At 70.6% G+C, this 15776-nt stretch carries 19 protein-coding genes; 12 read left to right on the top strand and 7 right to left on the bottom strand.

Annotation, left to right across the window (positions count from 1 at the left end):
- Positions 1-165 precede the first annotated feature (165 nt).
- From IH25_RS0120910 to IH25_RS0120935, 6 genes are all read left to right on the top strand, one after another.
- Positions 166-933, top strand: coding sequence for a winged helix-turn-helix transcriptional regulator (locus IH25_RS0120910; RefSeq protein WP_030612467.1), 768 nt, complete (start codon positions 166-168; stop codon positions 931-933).
- Positions 934-1029: 96 nt separating this feature from the next.
- Positions 1030-2052, top strand: a complete 1023-nt coding sequence (locus IH25_RS0120915) for a LacI family DNA-binding transcriptional regulator (protein WP_030612470.1) — start codon at positions 1030-1032, stop codon at positions 2050-2052.
- 121 nt (positions 2053-2173) lie between these two features.
- Positions 2174-3151 carry a S1C family serine protease gene (locus IH25_RS0120920; protein WP_030612473.1) on the top strand — a complete coding sequence of 326 codons (978 nt, stop codon included), beginning with the start codon at positions 2174-2176 and terminating at the stop codon, positions 3149-3151.
- A 46-nt stretch (positions 3152-3197) separates the two neighbouring features.
- Positions 3198-3425, top strand: a complete 228-nt coding sequence (locus IH25_RS0120925) for a hypothetical protein (protein ID WP_030612476.1) — start codon at positions 3198-3200, stop codon at positions 3423-3425.
- Positions 3426-3515: 90 nt separating this feature from the next.
- Entirely contained in the window at positions 3516-4250 is a 735-nt protein-coding gene (locus IH25_RS0120930) for a response regulator transcription factor (RefSeq protein ID WP_030612487.1), read from the top strand.
- Positions 4247-5707 (top strand): HAMP domain-containing sensor histidine kinase, encoded by a 1461-nt coding sequence (locus IH25_RS0120935; RefSeq protein ID WP_030612490.1) that lies wholly within the window; start codon positions 4247-4249, stop codon positions 5705-5707. The genes IH25_RS0120930 and IH25_RS0120935 overlap by 4 nt, the downstream gene beginning before the upstream one ends.
- A 1-nt stretch (position 5708) precedes the next feature.
- On the opposite strand, the gene IH25_RS0120940 is transcribed toward IH25_RS0120935, so the two are convergent.
- Positions 5709-6578 carry a helix-turn-helix transcriptional regulator gene (locus IH25_RS0120940; protein WP_030612494.1) on the bottom strand — a complete coding sequence of 290 codons (870 nt, stop codon included), beginning with the start codon at positions 6576-6578 and terminating at the stop codon, positions 5709-5711.
- A 152-nt stretch (positions 6579-6730) separates the two neighbouring features.
- Here IH25_RS0120940 and IH25_RS0120945 point away from each other — a divergent pair, with 152 nt between their 5' ends.
- Both IH25_RS0120945 and IH25_RS0120950 read left to right on the top strand, forming a co-directional pair.
- Positions 6731-7510 (top strand): NAD(P)H-dependent oxidoreductase, encoded by a 780-nt coding sequence (locus tag IH25_RS0120945; protein WP_030612497.1) that lies wholly within the window; start codon positions 6731-6733, stop codon positions 7508-7510.
- A gap of 73 nt (positions 7511-7583) precedes the next feature.
- Entirely contained in the window at positions 7584-9635 is a 2052-nt protein-coding gene (locus tag IH25_RS0120950; protein ID WP_030612499.1) for a pectinesterase family protein, read from the top strand.
- A gap of 53 nt (positions 9636-9688) precedes the next feature.
- Here the strand turns inward: IH25_RS0120950 and IH25_RS0120955 are convergent, their stop codons facing one another.
- The 5 genes from IH25_RS0120955 to IH25_RS0120975 form a co-directional block, all read right to left on the bottom strand.
- Positions 9689-10048, bottom strand: coding sequence for a hypothetical protein (locus IH25_RS0120955; RefSeq protein WP_030612502.1), 360 nt, complete (start codon positions 10046-10048; stop codon positions 9689-9691).
- Positions 10045-10350: a DUF6247 family protein gene (locus tag IH25_RS0120960; protein ID WP_245172846.1), complete on the bottom strand. Its 306-nt coding sequence runs from the start codon at positions 10348-10350 to the stop codon at positions 10045-10047. Before IH25_RS0120960 ends, IH25_RS0120955 begins: the two co-directional genes overlap by 4 nt.
- Before the next feature lie 190 nt (positions 10351-10540).
- Positions 10541-10756: a DUF397 domain-containing protein gene (locus IH25_RS0120965; RefSeq protein WP_030612508.1), complete on the bottom strand. Its 216-nt coding sequence runs from the start codon at positions 10754-10756 to the stop codon at positions 10541-10543.
- The gene (locus IH25_RS0120970) at positions 10753-10956 is read right to left on the bottom strand and encodes a DUF397 domain-containing protein (protein WP_030612510.1); all 204 of its coding nucleotides are present in this window, start codon (positions 10954-10956) and stop codon (positions 10753-10755) included. Before IH25_RS0120970 ends, IH25_RS0120965 begins: the two co-directional genes overlap by 4 nt.
- The gene (locus tag IH25_RS0120975; RefSeq protein ID WP_030612512.1) at positions 10953-11774 is read right to left on the bottom strand and encodes a helix-turn-helix domain-containing protein; all 822 of its coding nucleotides are present in this window, start codon (positions 11772-11774) and stop codon (positions 10953-10955) included. The genes IH25_RS0120970 and IH25_RS0120975 overlap by 4 nt, the downstream gene beginning before the upstream one ends.
- Before the next feature lie 121 nt (positions 11775-11895).
- Between IH25_RS0120975 and IH25_RS0120980 the strand changes: the two genes are divergently transcribed.
- From IH25_RS0120980 to IH25_RS0120990, 3 genes are all read left to right on the top strand, one after another.
- A complete protein-coding gene (locus IH25_RS0120980) occupies positions 11896-12180 on the top strand; it encodes a hypothetical protein (RefSeq protein WP_030612515.1) in 285 nt (94 codons plus the stop codon).
- Positions 12181-12272: 92 nt separating this feature from the next.
- On the top strand, positions 12273-12599 hold the full coding sequence (locus IH25_RS0120985; RefSeq protein ID WP_030612518.1) for a DUF6247 family protein: 327 nt from the start codon (positions 12273-12275) through the stop codon (positions 12597-12599).
- Entirely contained in the window at positions 12596-12835 is a 240-nt protein-coding gene (locus IH25_RS0120990) for a hypothetical protein (protein WP_030612521.1), read from the top strand. Before IH25_RS0120985 ends, IH25_RS0120990 begins: the two co-directional genes overlap by 4 nt.
- Before the next feature lie 47 nt (positions 12836-12882).
- Here IH25_RS0120990 and IH25_RS0120995 read toward each other — a convergent pair whose 3' ends face one another.
- Positions 12883-14673 (bottom strand): bifunctional metallophosphatase/5'-nucleotidase, encoded by a 1791-nt coding sequence (locus IH25_RS0120995; RefSeq protein WP_030612525.1) that lies wholly within the window; start codon positions 14671-14673, stop codon positions 12883-12885.
- 170 nt (positions 14674-14843) lie between these two features.
- Here IH25_RS0120995 and mshD point away from each other — a divergent pair, with 170 nt between their 5' ends.
- The gene (mshD, locus tag IH25_RS0121000; protein WP_030612527.1) at positions 14844-15770 is read left to right on the top strand and encodes a mycothiol synthase; all 927 of its coding nucleotides are present in this window, start codon (positions 14844-14846) and stop codon (positions 15768-15770) included.
- The last annotated feature ends 6 nt before the right edge of the window (positions 15771-15776 follow it).

Below are 15776 nucleotides of genomic sequence, written 5' to 3' on the forward strand. Positions count from 1 at the left end.
CAGAGGACTCGGGCAGCGTAGCCCCCGGGTCCTTTTGTGCTTTCGGAAGCGTTGTATACGAAGCGGGAAACCTCAGGGGTCCCGCGTGTGTACGGGGCCTTCGGGATCGCAGAGCAGTGCCCGTCCGCACAGCGTCCTCGCAGGGACCGAGGAGGAACCAGACGTATGAGTTCTCTGCTGCTCCTGACCAACGCCCTTCAACCGTCGACAGAAGTGCTGCCCGCCCTCGGCCTGCTCCTGCACAACGTGCGGGTGGCCCCGGCGGAAGGCCCCGCGCTGGTCGACACGCCGGGTGCCGACGTGATCCTCGTCGACGGCCGCCGCGATCTGCCCCAGGTGCGCAGCCTGTGCCAGCTGCTGCGCTCCACCGGCCCCGGCTGTCCGCTGGTCCTCGTCGTCACCGAGGGCGGTCTCGCCGCCGTCACCGCGGACTGGGGCATCGACGACGTCCTGCTCGACACCGCCGGTCCCGCGGAGGTCGAGGCCCGGCTCCGCCTCGCCATGGGCCGCCAGCAGCTCGTCAACGACGACTCGCCGATGGAGATCCGCAACGGCGACCTGTCCGTGGACGAGGCCACCTACTCCGCCAAGCTCAAGGGCCGGGTCCTGGACCTGACCTTCAAGGAGTTCGAGCTGCTCAAATACCTCGCGCAGCACCCCGGCCGGGTCTTCACCCGCGCCCAGCTGCTCCAGGAGGTGTGGGGCTACGACTACTTCGGCGGCACCCGGACCGTCGACGTGCACGTACGGCGGCTGCGGGCCAAGCTCGGCCCGGAGCACGAGTCGCTGATCGGCACCGTCCGCAACGTGGGTTATCGATTCGTTACCCCCGAGAAGACCGACCGCTCCGCCGAGGAGGCCAAGGGCAAGGCCGCCCGGGCAAACGCGGAAGATGCGGACGCAACCGCCGTTCCGGCCGGCGCCGAGGCCTGACCGGCGCCGCGGCCCCGCTCGACGGGGCCCGGCCGCCGCCCGGCCACCTGCTGATACGCCCTGCCCAGGAGGGGTCCATCCGCGTAGACTCCGCGCGTGGCCAAGGTGACTCGGGATGACGTGGCACGGCTGGCTGGGACCTCCACCGCCGTCGTCAGTTATGTCATCAACAACGGACCCCGGCCGGTCGCCCCGGCCACGCGCGAGCGCGTCCTCGCCGCGATCAAGGAACTGGGGTACCGGCCCGACCGGGTGGCGCAGGCCATGGCGTCCCGGCGCACCGACCTCATAGGGCTGATCATCCCGGACGCCCGTCAGCCGTTCTTCGGCGAGATGGCGCACGCGGTGGAACAGGCCGCGTCCGAGCGCGGGAAGATGGTGCTGGTCGGCAACACCGACTACATCGGCGAGCGCGAGGTCCACTATCTGCGCGCCTTCCTCGGGATGCGCGTCTCGGGCCTGATCCTCGTCTCCCACGCGCTGAACGACCTGGCCGCCGCCGAGATCGACGCCTGGGACGCCCGGGTGGTGCTGCTGCACGAGCGGCCGGAGGCCATCGACGACGTGGCCGTGGTGACGGACGACCTCGGCGGCGCCCAGCTCGCGGTGCGCCATCTGCTGGAGCACGGCTACGAGTACGTGGCCTGCATGGGCGGTACGGCCCAGACGCCGGCCGTCGGCGACCCGGTCTCCGACCACGTCGAGGGCTGGAAGCGGGCCATGGCGGAGGCCGGGCTGCCCACCGAGGGCCGGCTGTTCGAGGCGCCGTACAACCGCTACGACGCCTACCGCGTCGCCCTGGACATCCTCGCCGGGCCCCGGCGGCCCCCGGCGATCTTCTGCTCCACCGACGACCAGGCGATCGGCCTGCTGCGGGCCGCGCGCGAGCTGCGCATCGACGTGCCCCGGGAGCTGGGGGTGGCCGGGTTCGACGACATCAAGGAGGCCGCGCTCGCCGACCCGCCGCTGACCACGGTGGCCTCCGACCGGTCGGCGATGGCCCGGGCGGCGGTCGACCTGGTGCTGGACGACGGGCTGCGGGTGGCGGGCTCGCGCCGGGAGCGGCTGAAGACGTTCCCGTCGCGGCTGGTGGTGCGGACGAGCTGCGGGTGCGTGTAGCCCGCCGCGGGCCCCGTCTCCGCTGGGCCGGTCCCCGTCTTTATATCGGGCAAACACGGTTCTGCCGGGCTTCTCAGCGTGCACTCAGGAAGCTCTCATGGTCGCGGGGGACTCTTTTGTCATGACCGAGAGCCAGGGCACTTACGAGCAGCCGTACCCTTCCTCCCCCGCCTCCCCCGAGTGGCCGCCCCCGCCGCCGTACCGGCCGGGAACGCCGCCCGAGCCGGGGACGAAGCGCGGGCGCGGACCGGTGGCCCTGCTCGCGGCCGTCGCGATCGTGGCGGCGGCGGTCGGCGGCGGCACGGCCTACACCGTGCAGGAGCTGGCCGGCAAGGACGCCACCACCGCCGTCGGCGCCCCCGCGGTACCGACCGGCAAGCGCGGTGACGTCGCCGCGATCGCCGCCGCGGTCGGTCCGAGCGTGGTCGAGATCAACGCGACCCTCGCGGGCGGCTCCTCCACCGGCTCCGGCGTGATCGTCAGCTCGGACGGCGAGATCGTCACCAACAACCACGTCGTCTCCGGCGCCTCCTCGGTGAAGGTGCGCACCAGCGACGGCAAGAGCTACACCGCCGAGGTGCTCGGCACCGACAGCTCCAAGGACCTCGCACTGATCAAGCTGCGGGACGCCAAGGGCCTGAAGGCGGCGGCGCTCGGCGACTCCGACGCCGTGCGGGTCGGCGACCCGGTCGTGGCCATCGGCTCCCCCGAGGGCCTGACCGGCACGGTGACCAGCGGCATCGTCTCCGCCCTGAACCGGGACGTCACCGTCTCCACCGACGAGAACCAGGGCCAGGACCGGGGCGGCGACAGCCAGTGGCCGTTCCGGTTCGGCGGCCGTGAGTTCAACGGCGACACCGGCTCGTCCACCACCACCTACAAGGCGATCCAGACCGACGCGTCCCTGAACCCCGGCAACTCCGGTGGTGCCCTGTTCGACGCGAGCGGCCGGGTCATCGGCATCAACTCCGCGATGTACTCCTCCGGTTCGCAGGCGTCCTCGTCCTCGGACGCGGGCAGCATCGGCCTCGGCTTCGCCATCCCGGTCAACACCGTCAAGTCCGACCTGACCGCCCTGCGGTCGGGCGGCACCAGCTAGACCACTCACGCGCCCAGCCGGCGCACGAGTCAGCAAGGAGCAGGTCATGATCAAGCACGTTCCGCACCACATGGCCGAACGCGGCCCCGCCGGCCTCACCCTGGCCCTGTCCATCGTGTCCGAGCTGCATGTCCCCGTTCCGGCGCCCCGCGCCCCCGAGCTAGCGACGCGGGCCGCGACCCCGGTCCCGCAGCTGATGGGCCTGCGCACCTCCGCCGTCCGCCGGCACCGCCGCAAGGTTCCGCTGCACCGGCTGAGCACGGTCCGGGCCTGACCGGCCCGCGCGTCCCTCACCGGCCCGCGACCCGTGGCACGCTGAGAGACGTCCGCAACCGTCCCACCGCACCCCGAGGAACCGCGAGCGATGAGCCCCGCCGAAGGCGACCGTGACCCCCAGCGCATCCTGATCGTCGACGACGAACCGGCCGTGCGCGAGGCCCTCCAGCGCAGCCTCGCCTTCGAGGGGTACGACACCGAGGTCGCCGTCGACGGGGCCGACGCCCTGGAGAAGGCGGGCGCCTACCGGCCGGACCTGGTCGTGCTGGACATCCAGATGCCCCGCATGGACGGCCTGACGGCGGCCCGCCGCATCCGGGGCGCGGGGGACACCACCCCGATCCTGATGCTCACCGCCCGCGACACGGTCGGCGACCGGGTGACCGGCCTGGACGCGGGCGCCGACGACTACTTGGTCAAGCCGTTCGAGCTGGACGAGCTGTTCGCCCGGATCCGGGCGCTGCTGCGCCGCAGCTCCTACGCGGCGGGCGTGTCCGCCGAGGCCCGCCAGGACGAGGCGCTCACCTTCGCCGACCTGCGGATGAACCTGGCCACCCGGGAGGTGACCCGGGGCGAGCGGCCGGTGGAGCTGACCCGCACCGAGTTCACCCTGCTGGAGATGTTCATGGCCCATCCGCGCCAGGTGCTCACCCGGGAGCAGATCCTGAAGGCGGTGTGGGGCTTCGACTTCGAGCCGTCCTCCAACTCGCTGGACGTGTACGTGATGTACCTGCGCCGCAAGACCGAGGCGGGCGGCGAGCCGCGCCTGGTGCACACGGTGCGGGGCGTGGGCTACGTCCTCAGGCAGGGCGGCGCCGAGTGAAACGTCTGCTGCGCCGGTACCGGGCGCTGCCGATCCGGGCCCGGCTGGCGATGCTGGTCGCGGCGGCGGTGGCGTTCGCGGTGGCCGCGGTGTCGATGACCTGCTGGTTCATCGTGGAACGCAAGCTGTACGACCAGGTGGACGACGATCTGCGCAAGTCGCTGAAGAACACCACGCAGCCCGACCAGGTGCTGCTGGCGCTCGCCCGCTGCACGGACACCCCGCCCTCCGACAACCCGTTCCGGGACCGGTACTCCCAGGTGGTCACGGAGGACGGCAAGGTCTGTCTGTTCGGGGGCGCCTCGGTGAAGATCAACGTCACGTCGGCCGACAAGTCGGAGATCCGCAACCTGGACGTGGGCACGCTCTACTTCCGCAACGGCACCGACAGCGAGGGCAACGACGTACGGGTGCTCACCCGGCCGCTGCTGGCCACCGCGTCGTCGACCGGTGAGCGCGGGCCCAACGTGGGCGTGCTCATCGCCGCGCCGCTGAAGAGCACCCAGCAGAACCTCAACGACCTCGCGCTGATCCTGCTGCTGGTGTCGGCCATCGGGGTCCTCGGCGCCGGCGCGGCGGGGCTCGCGGTGGCGCGGGTCGGGCTGCGGCCGGTGGACCGGCTCACGGAGGCCGTGGAGCACGTGGCGCGGACCGAGGACCTGAGCGTGCGCATCCCGGTGGAGGAGGACAGCGAGGACGAGGTGGCCCGGCTGTCCCGGTCGTTCAACTCGATGACCGCCTCGCTGGCCAGCTCCCGGGACCTCCAGCAGCAGCTGATCGCCGACGCCGGCCACGAGCTCCGTACGCCCCTGACGTCGTTGCGCACCAACATCGAGCTGCTGACCCGCAGCGAGGAGACGGGCCGGCCGCTGCCGCCCGAGGACCGCAAGGCGCTGCTCGCCTCGGTGAAGGCGCAGATGACGGAGCTGGCCGCGCTGATCGGCGACCTCCAGGAGCTGTCCCGCTCGGAAGGGCAGCGCGGCGAGCGGGTGCAGGTCGTCTCCTTCCGGGACACCGTGGAGGCGGCGCTGCGCCGGGCCCGGCTGCGCGGCCCGGAGCTGACGATCACCGCCGACCTGGACCCCTGGTACGTACGGGCGGAGCCGTCCGCGCTGGAGCGGGCCGTGGTCAACATCCTGGACAACGCGGTGAAGTTCAGCCCCGAGGGCGGCACGGTCGAGGTGGCGCTGCACGAGGGCGCGCTGACCGTCCGCGACCACGGTCCGGGCATCCCCGAGCAGGAACTCCCGCACGTCTTCGACCGGTTCTGGCGCTCCCCCGGCGCCCGCGCCCTGCCCGGCTCGGGGCTCGGCCTGTCCATCGTGGCCCGTACGGTCCAGCAGGCGGGCGGCCAGGTCACCCTGGCCCGCGCCGAGGGCGGCGGCACGGTCGCCACGGTCCGTCTGCCGGGCGCCCCGACCCCGCCGCCGGAGGCCCCGCGGACGGCGGCCGGCTGAGTCAGGCCCCGTCCGCCGCCTGTTCGGTCAGGCCGGTGACCGGGGCACCCTGGGCTCCCTGGCCACTCGCGCCGAGGCTGGCCAGGAGCCGCAGGTTGTCGTGGGCGGCGGTGCCGGGGGCGGCCGACTGGATGATCAGCTCCGCGCCGGTGACGTCGGGGAGGCCGAAGTTCTCCTGGTGCAGTTCCAGGTAGCCGACCGCCGGATGGTGGTACGCCTTGCGGCCGTGGGTGCGGGTGCGGACGTCGGCGCGCGCCCACAGCTGCCGGAAGCGTTCGCTGTGCATGGCGAGTTCGCCGATGAGGGCGGCCAGCTCCCGGTCGCCGGGGCAGCGGCCGGCCGCCAGCCGCAGATGGCCGACGACGTCGAGGGTGCAGTTCTCCCAGTCGGCGAACAGCTTCCGCCCCTCCTCGGTCAGGAAGAGGTGCCGGGCGATGTTCAGGCCCTCCGCCGGCCGGCTGTAGATCATGTCGCCGAGGCGGTTCGCGGCCAGCACGGTCAGCCGGTGGTCGATGAGGAACGCGGGGGCGTCGGTGATCAGCTCCAGGACCCGCAGCAGCTCGGGGCGCGGCCGTGCCGAGGTGGCCCGCCGGGGCTCGCCCACCACCCGCCGGGCGAGCCGGTGCAGGTGCTCGCGCTCCACGTCGTCCAGGCCGAGGACCCGGGCGAGCGCGTCCAGCACCTGCACCGAGGGCTGCCGCGCCCGCCCCTGCTCCAGCCGGACGTAGTAGTCGACGCTCACCCCCGACAGGTGCGCGACCTCCTCGCGCCGCAGCCCGCTCACACGGCGGCGGGAGTCGGGCCGGATGCCCACGCTCTCGGGGCTGACCCGGGCCCGCCGGGTGCGGAGGAAATCGGCCAGATCGTCCATCACTCCAGTATCCGCGCCCGATCGCCCGCCTGGGTGGCCCCGCCAGTACCAGGAAGTCCGGTCCGACGGAGGAGGCGCCCCTGAATCGCGCCGCCGGATCCCGCAAGGATCGGGGGCATCCCGACTCAAGGTCTCAAGGAGCAGGAGCAGTCATGAAGGTCTTCATCGTGCACGCCCACCCCGAGCGGCGGTCGCTGAACGGCGCGCTCACCGACATCGCGGTGGAGACGCTGACCGGTGCGGGGCACGAGGTGCGGGTCAGCGACCTGTACGCGATGGGCTGGAAGTCCGAGGTCGGCGCGGACGACTTCGGCGGCGCCGCCTCCAGCCCGCTGGACGTGGTCCACGACTCCGGCCGCGCCTTCGAGTCCGGCGCGCTGTCCGCCGACATCCGGGCCGAGCAGGAGAAGCTGCTGTGGGCGGACACCGTGATCCTCCAGTTCCCGCTGTGGTGGTACTCGATGCCGGCGATCCTCAAGGGCTGGGTGGACCGGGTGTTCACCTACGGCTTCGCGTACGGGGTCGGCGAGCACAACGAGGTCCGGTACGGCGACCGCTTCGGCGACGGCACCCTCAAGGGCAGGCGCGCGATGCTGTCGGTGACGGTCGGCGGCCCCGAGTCGCAGTACTCCGACCGGGGCATCAACGGCCCCATGGAGGACGTGCTGTTCCCGATCCAGCACGGCATCCTCTACCACCCCGGCATGGACGTGCTGCCGCCGTTCGTCCTGCACCGGACGGTACGGATGGCGCCCGAGGTGTTCGCGGACGCGGCCGAGCAGTGGAAGAAGCGGCTGCTGACCCTGGAGGACACCGACCCGATCCCGTACCGCCGCCAGAACCACGGCGACTACGAGATGCCGTCGATGCGGCTGCGCGAGGGCCTGGAGCTGCCGGGGCGCACGGGCTTCGGCCTGCACATCGCCGGCTGACCGCCCGGCAACCTTTCCGCGCCCTGCGGCGACTCCGGTTCAGCACCCCACACGGACACACCTGGAGTCGCTCATGAGCACTCGCACTCCCCGTCACCGCCGTAGCCGCGCCGCGTTCGCGGTCGGGCTGCCGCTCGCGCTCGCGGCGGCGGGCGGACTCGGCTACGGCCTGCTCGGTCCCGGCGCCTCGTCGCACGCGTCGGCCGCGACCGCCGTCCCGGCATGGGCCACGCAGGCCGCCGACGGGTTCGCCTCGGTGAACGCGCTCGGGCAGAACGGCACGTACGGCGGGCGCGGCGGCGAGATCGTCACCGTGAAGACCCTGGCGGACCTGGAGAAGTACGCCACCGCCGACAAGCCGTACATCATCGTCGTGGCCGCCGCGATCACGATGGACCCGGTCGGCAAGGAGATCAAGGTCCAGTCGGACAAGACCATCATCGGCTCCGGTACCTCGGGCCAGATCGTCGGCGGCGGCTTCTTCCTCGGCCAGGGCGTCCACAACGTGATCATCCGGAATCTGACCATCCGGGACGCGTACCAGGGCGTATGGAACGACAAGGAGCACGACTACGACGGCATCCAGATGGACGGCGCCCACCACGTCTGGATCGACCACAACGACATCCGGCACATGGCGGACGGGCTGATCGACAGCCGCAAGGACACCACGTACCTGACCGTGTCCTGGAACCGGCTCGGCCAGGAGAACAAGGCGTTCGGCATCGGCTGGACCGAGAACACCACGGCGGACATCACGATCCACCACAACTGGATCCGCGAGACCGAGCAGCGCAACCCGTCCACGGACAACGTGGCCCACGCCCACCTGTACAACAACTACCTGGTGGACGAGCCGGGTACGGCGATCACGTCGTCCTACGGCAATTACGCGCGCGGCAAGACGAACATGCTGCTGGAGAACTCGTACTTCCAGGGCCTGACCAACCCGGTGATCAGGGACACGACGGCCACCCTCGTCCAGCGCGGCAATGTCTTCTCGGGCACGAGCGGCCGCAACGAGAGCGGGGGTACGGGCGGGTCGTGGGACCCGAGGAGCTACTACGCGTACACGCCGGACAAGGCCGCGGACGTGCCGTCGGTCGTGAAGTCGGGCGCCGGGCCGCGTAGTTCCCTGGGTACGACCACGACGACGGCCAAGGCGGCGGCGACCACGCTGACCGTCGCCAAGGACGGCTCGGGCCAGTACACGACCGTCCAGGCGGCGGTGAACGCGGTCCCCGCGAACAACGCCTCCCGGGTGGTCATCGCCGTCAAGCCCGGCACGTACCGCGAGACGGTGAAGGTCCCGTCGAACAAGCCGCACGTCACGATCCAGGGCACGGGCGCCAGCCGCAAGGACACGGTGATCGTCTACAACAACGCGTCCGGCACACCGAAGCCCGACGGCTCGGGCACGTACGGCACCGGCGGCAGCGCGACCGTGGCCGTGGAGGCCGACGACTTCCAGGCCCGCAACCTCAGCATCACGAACGACTTCGACGAGGCGGCCCACCAGGACATCGCCCAGCAGGCGGTAGCGCTCCGCACGGCCTCCGACAAGGTCTTCCTCGACGGGGTGATCGTGTCCGGCGACCAGGACACCCTGCTCCTGGACACGGCGTCGAAGGACCGCCTCGGCCGGGTCTACATGACCAACTCGTACGTGATCGGCAATGTCGACTTCATCTTCGGCCGGGCCACGGCGGTCATCGACAAGTCGGTCATCACCCTGAAGAAGCGGTGGAACGGCACATCGGCGGGTTACGTGACGGCCCCGTCCACGGCCGCGAACCGCAAGGGCATCCTGATCGCCAACTCCACGGTGTCCGGGGACGTCTCCGACCGCACCTTCTACCTGGGCCGCCCCTGGCACGCCGGCGGCGACGCCACGCTGGACCCGCAGACCACGGTCCGCAACACGTCGTTGAGCGCCGCGATCAAGACAACCCCCTGGACCGACATGAGCGGCTTCTCCTGGAAGGACGACCGCTTCGCGGAATACAAGAACACCGGCGCGGGCGCGGGCTCGGCCGGCACGGACCGCCCCCAACTGACCGACACCCAGGCCTCCACCCAGGAGATCGGCGACTGGCTGGGCGACTGGACTCCTTCGGCGTCCTGAGGCGGGCGCACTCCGTCAGCCGCCTCGGTTACGGGGGCGGCTGACGGGGGCTCTCACTCCTCTACCGGTGGTGCCTCGTCCTGCTTGAATCCCTGCCAGAAGAGCTGTTCCACGGTGATCTGGGGATCTTCGGAACGTCGGACGAAGGTGTACTTCAACCAGCCATTGCCGTCATCGAAGAAGAAGAGGCGGGCACCGTGCGGCTGACTGGACCGGATCGGGACGACCCACATGCCGTCGGGGAGGTCGGCATCCGCTTCGACACCTCGGAAGTACGGATCTTTCACCGTGACCAGTTCGGCGCGCACGGCATAGACCATGTCCCGTGCATGCGCGGGTAGTGCTTCGAGCACAGCAAGAGCATCGAGCCGCCAGTCCATCTGCCACGGCGGCCCCATGAAACCGTCGGTCACTCCCCGGGCTCCAACTGCTGCACCCGGTGACGGATCCTCGACGCCTCTTCGAGGAGCGCCTTCGCCTCAGCATTGTCGGTGGCCTCTGAGGCCCGCAGCTCAAGATCCTGCACGTGTGCGTCCAGCTCGGGATCCCGGGCCAGGGCGTACTCGCCCCACCAGAGGGCCATGAAGGCCGGGACAGGGCCGACGTCAAACGTGTCGGCGATGGCACGCTTCCAATGCGCGTCAAAGTCAGGAAGCAGCTCGGGGGTGTGCTCGGCGATGGCCTGGCGCAGCGCCTTCGGCGTCCGCTCGGGCATAGGGGGGACGACAGAACCAGGCTCCGCAGCGTGGGCACTCATGCTCGCTGTCCTCCTTCTACATGCCGTGACTACGACCATAGCCGCCTCGCATCTTCCACATGAGTCGTTCGTACCCCGGTCGTCCATTCGACCGGGGGACCAACCATGCGGGGACACACGACCCGACACGCAGGGCTTCCGCCCCACATCACCCGAACGTGTGCACGCCCCTCCCCCGCTTGATCCCGTCCACGAACCCGGCCCAGGAAGCGGCCGAGAGAACCAAGGGCCGGGAGGCGGGGGTTTTGCTGTCGCGGACGGGGACGAGATGGGGGTATCCGTCGGCAACCTCGACACAGTCGTTGGCTCCCCCTTCGCTGTAGCTCGACTTGCGCCACGTGGCGGTGGACAGGTCGGGGGTCACAGGGACTCCTTCACGCCGTCTACGAACGCCGACCAGGACGCGGTGCCGAAGATCAGCGCGCTGCCTGCGGGGACCTTGCTGTCGCGGACCGGGACAACACCCGGGTAGCCGTCGGCAACCTCAACACAGTTGTTGTCTCCCCCCGCGCTGTAGCTCGACTTGCGCCACGTGACCACGCTGAGATCGGGGGTGTGCCTCATGATCTGTGCTCCTTCAGTAGGTCCCTGATGAACGCAAGCGAGTCTGACGGGGAAAGCGCCAAGTCCCGCAGCCGATCGTAGGACAACCGATGCAGCAGAACGCCGTCTGGATCCTCGATCAACTCACCTCGCGTAGTGCCCTCCGTGTAGGCAACGCCGCTGCCGTCCTTCTGCCACAGCAGCGTCAATGAACCCTGCATGTGGTGGTGCACTCCCACACGGAAGGGCAGCACTTGGAGCGTTACGTTGGGCCACAGGGCAACGGTCTCTATCCGGAGTAGTTGCTCCTCCCAAGTCTTCGGCAAGGCAGCAGGACGCCGGAACGCGAACTCGTCCATGACGATGCGCACATTGGGTTCCGGCTTGTGTTGCAGCAAGTACTGACGTCCGATGCGAGCCGCGACCTGCTCCTCTACCCAGTCGGTGTCGGGCGTTGTCTGAAGCCCGGACAACACCTCCCTGGCGAAGTCCTCGGTCTGTAGAAGCCCAGGCACACCCAGAGCGAACTTCCACATGATCCGCGCCGTTGCCTCAAGCTCCATGAACCGCTTGAACTCGTCCATGAAGGCATCCAGTCGAGCCGCCCTCCAATGGCCGACCAGCAGGGAACCCGTGCCGTAGTAGCTGTCCAGGTCCTCCATGACCGTCACCTTGGACAGCCGCTCGCCGGACTCCAGGCGGCTCAGGTAGCTCTTGTCGTAGCCGGTGTCCTCGGCCAGCTGGCCCAGGGACTTGCCGGCCTTCTCGCGCAGTACTTTCAGGGTCTGGCCGAGGATGGCCCGCCCGGACACCGGCCCCGGGTCAACGGTTTCGCCCACGTCACCCCTCCCTGTTGTCCCTGCTCACGGACAACACGACACCTCTTCCGCAGCGTACTCGCCGTCCGTGACGATCGAGGCACGAATCGTAATCGTCACCACCCCACAACGGAGACTTCTCATGGCCGAGTTGCGCCTACTGCCCTGGACGAGCCCCGACGGAAAGCCCTGCTACTTGAGTGCGGACCACGACGGCAGCCGCCTGTCCCGGCTCGCGGACGACGTGGAGGCGGCGCAGTTGCGGTCGGGTGAGCAGGTGCTGGCCGGGGCGAGGGCCGTGCTCGCGGACCGGGCGGCGGGCGAACGCGCCGTACGCTTCGCGCTGACGCGGGCCGGCGAGTCCCTGGAGGAGGTCCTCCGCATCGCCCACAGCAGGGGCGCCCGCATCCCCGCGTACGACTGCTGACGGCCCGCGTACGACCGGCCCCGTACCCCCGTCACGGTCTACCGTGGACTCCCAGGCACCCCCACAGCCCAGCCGGAGAAGAGAGCGCGATCATGGCCCACGAGGTGGATCCGAACTCCTGCGAGAGGACCCCGGACGCGATCCGTGCGGCTCTGCAGCGGCGCCCCGACTGGCTCAAGGCCTTCGAGCGGGACTGGCTGAGCGCGGCGGCGGAGTTCGACCAGCCGGGGCTCGACGCGGTGATCGACAAGTGGTTCCCGTTCGCCTGCGCCTGCGCCACTCCCGGGTACCTCGACGAGGTGGAGCAGACCATCAAGCGCATGGCGGAGGGCGACACGGAGGGCATGGTCTTCTACGACGCGGACGGCAACGCCTACGACGCCGACAACCACCCCGTCGACACGGGCAGGCGCGGGTGAGCGCGTACTCGATCAGGTACGTGGAGCGCGCGGCCTGGCGCAAAGCCGCGCTTCCGGGGTCTCAGCGGGCGTCCCTGGAGAGCCTGGAGAAGCGGCTCGTCCTCAACCCGTTCGGCCCGCCCGCGGCCAGTAACCGCGACAACAGCTGGTCCGCCGCGTTCACCGGCGGCTTCATCACCTACATCGTGTCGAACCGGCACGTGGTGATCAACGTGATCGATCTGGTCGCCCTCTGACCTTGTCCACAGCTGTGGACAAGGTCAGAGGACCGGCACACACGGACCTACTTGATGACCGTGATCCGGTTCGTCGCCGGAGGCGCGAGCGGGGAGGACGCCGACGAGTTCGCCGTCAGGTACTTCACCAGGGCCGCCAGGTCGTCCGTGCCGACCAGGGGGTTCTTGCCCTGGCCCAGGCTCGTGAAGCCGTCGCCGCCGCCCGCGAGGAAGGCGTTCATCGCGACGCGGTAGGTGGCCGCCGGGTCGATGGGCGCGCCGTTCAGGCGGATGGTGTCGGTGACCACGCGGTCCGCGCCGGACTTGGTGAGGTCCAGGGTGTAGGTGAGGCCGGCCGAGGGCTGGAGGATGCGCGGGGCCGCCTCGTTGGAGCCGCTGACCTGCTCCTTGAGGGCCTGGATCAGCTGCGCGCCGGTGAGGTCCACGAGGTTGACCGTGTTGGAGAACGGCTGGACGGTGAAGCCCTCGGCGTAGGTGACCACGCCGTCGCCCTCCGCGCCCTTGGCCGCGTAGGTGAGGCCCGCCCGGACGCCGCCGGGGTTCATCAGCGCCAGGCTGGTCTTCGGGTCCAGCTCACGCCCGTAGGCGAGCTGCGCGTCGGCGACCAGGTCGCCCATCGGGGACTCGGTGCCGGTGTTGCCGATGTCGCCGGAGATGTAGCCGATGGGGCGGTTGCCGATCGGCGCGGCCAGGGTGTTCCACTTGCCGATCAGGTCGGTGAGGTCCCGCGCCTTGGGCACGTCCCGGGTGACCACGTGGTTGGCCGAGTTCACCGCAGTCCGCACGATGTCGCCCGTACGGCGGTCGTACGTCAGTGTGGTGTCGGTGTACAGGCGGCCGAAGGAGGACGCCGAGGTGACCATGCGGGGCCGGCCCGACGGGTCCGGGACCGTGCAGACGTACGCCTGGTGCGTGTGGCCGGTGACCAGCGCGTCGACCGCCGGGGTCACGTGCTTGGCGATGTCCACGATGGGGCCGGAGATGCCGTCGCCCGCGCCCGGGGAGTCGCAGTCGTAGTTGTAGGAGCCGGAGGCCGGGTAACCGCCCTCGTGGACCAGGGCCACGATGGACTGCACGCCCTGGCGCTGGAGCACCTTGGCGTACTTGTTGATGGTCTCGGTCTCGTCCTTGAAGGTCAGACCCTTGACACCCTCGGCGGAGACGACGCCCGGGGTGCCCTCCAGCGTGACCCCGATGAAACCGATCTTGACGCCGTTCTTCTTCCACACCCAGTAGGGCTTCAGGACCGGCTTGCCGGTCTTGTCGTCCTGGACGTTCGCCGCCAGGTACGGGAAGTCCGCGCCCTGGAACTCCTGGTCCGTGTAGCAGCCGTCCTTCGGGTGGCAGCCGCCGTTCTGGAGGCGGGCCAGTTCCCGCGCGCCCTCGTCGAACTCGTGGTTGCCGACCGAGGTGACGTCCAGGTCCAGCTTGTTCAGCGCCTCGACGGTGGGCTCGTCGTGGAACAGGCCCGACAGCAGCGGGGAGGCACCGACCAGGTCGCCGCCGGCCGCCGTCACCGAGTACGGGTGGCCCTCGCGGGCGTTCCGCAGGTGCGTCGCGAGGTACTCCACCCCGCCCGCGTCGATCGTCTTCGTCGTGCCGTCCGGCTGGAGTTCCGTGACCCGGCCGGAGGAACCGGACGGCGGCTCCAGGTTGCCGTGCAGGTCGTTGAACGACAGCAGCTGGACGTCCTGGTAGCGGCCCGGACGATGGGGGTGGTGGTTCTCGTGCGCGTCCGCCGGGAGCGCGGCGACCAGCGCCCCCGCCGTGGCCAGACCGGCCGCGGACGCGAGGAAGGCGTAGGTACGGCGTCCGGTGCGCCGGGGTACGGATGGCATGGAACCCCCCTGTGGGTCGGCTGTGGTGCTCGGCGCAGCCTAAAGTCAACGCGCGTAGCGCGACAGAGGGTTCAGGTCACATCCTGATCTCCGTTCCCGGATGCCCGAACCGGCGCCTCCCGCGGCGGTATGCCGGGACTTCGCCCCGGGCGCCCCGTACTCTCGTACGCATGAGCAGCGACGACACCGTACGGGGCTTTCCCGCCCGCTCCATCGAGACCTACTCCGCGCTCACCCCGGACCAGGGCGAGGCCGTGCTGCGCCTGCTCGGCGAGGCCGCCCGGGTCGACGGGCAGCAGCCGGTGTCCGAGCAGGGCCGGCTGCACCTGCGCGGCGGCTCCCGCGAGGGCGTCTCGCATCTGCTGCTGACGGTCGGCGACGAACTCGCCGGCTACGCCCAGCTGGAGGACACCGACCCGGTGGAGCCGCCGGCCGCCGAACTGGTCGTGCACCCCGGGCAGCGCGGGCACGGACACGGGCGGGCGCTCGGCTCGGCCCTGCTCGCCGCCTCCGGCAAGCGGCTGCGGGTGTGGGCGCACGGCGGACACCCCGCCGCCCGGCACCTCGCCCAGGTGCTGGGCCTGACGCTGTTCCGGGAACTGCGCCAGATGCGGCGGCCGTTGACCGACCTGGAGCTGCCCGAGCCGGTGCTGGCGGAGGGCGTGAGCGTGCGCACCTTCGTGCCCGGCAAGGACGACGCGGCCTGGCTCGCGGTGAACGCCGCCGCCTTCGCCCACCACCCGGAGCAGGGCTCGCTGACCCAGCGGGACCTGGACGACCGCAAGGCCGAACCGTGGTTCGACCCGGCCGGGTTCTTCCTCGCCGAGCGGCGCGGGGAGCTGATCGGCTTCCACTGGACCAAGACGCACGCCGAGGAGGGCCTCGGCGAGGTCTACGTCCTCGGGGTGCGCCCCGGCGAGCAGGGCGGCGGCCTCGGCAAGGCCCTCACCACGATCGGGCTGCGCCACCTGGCCGCCCAGCAGCTGCCGACCGCCATGCTCTACGTCGACGCCGACAACACGGCGGCCGTGACGGTGTACGAGCGGCTGGGCTTCACCGTCCACGAGACGGACCTGATGTACCGCACGGAGACGTGAGCACCG

This window comes from Streptomyces achromogenes subsp. achromogenes (genome assembly GCF_000720835.1).
GTDB classification, from domain to species: domain Bacteria; phylum Actinomycetota; class Actinomycetes; order Streptomycetales; family Streptomycetaceae; genus Streptomyces; species Streptomyces achromogenes.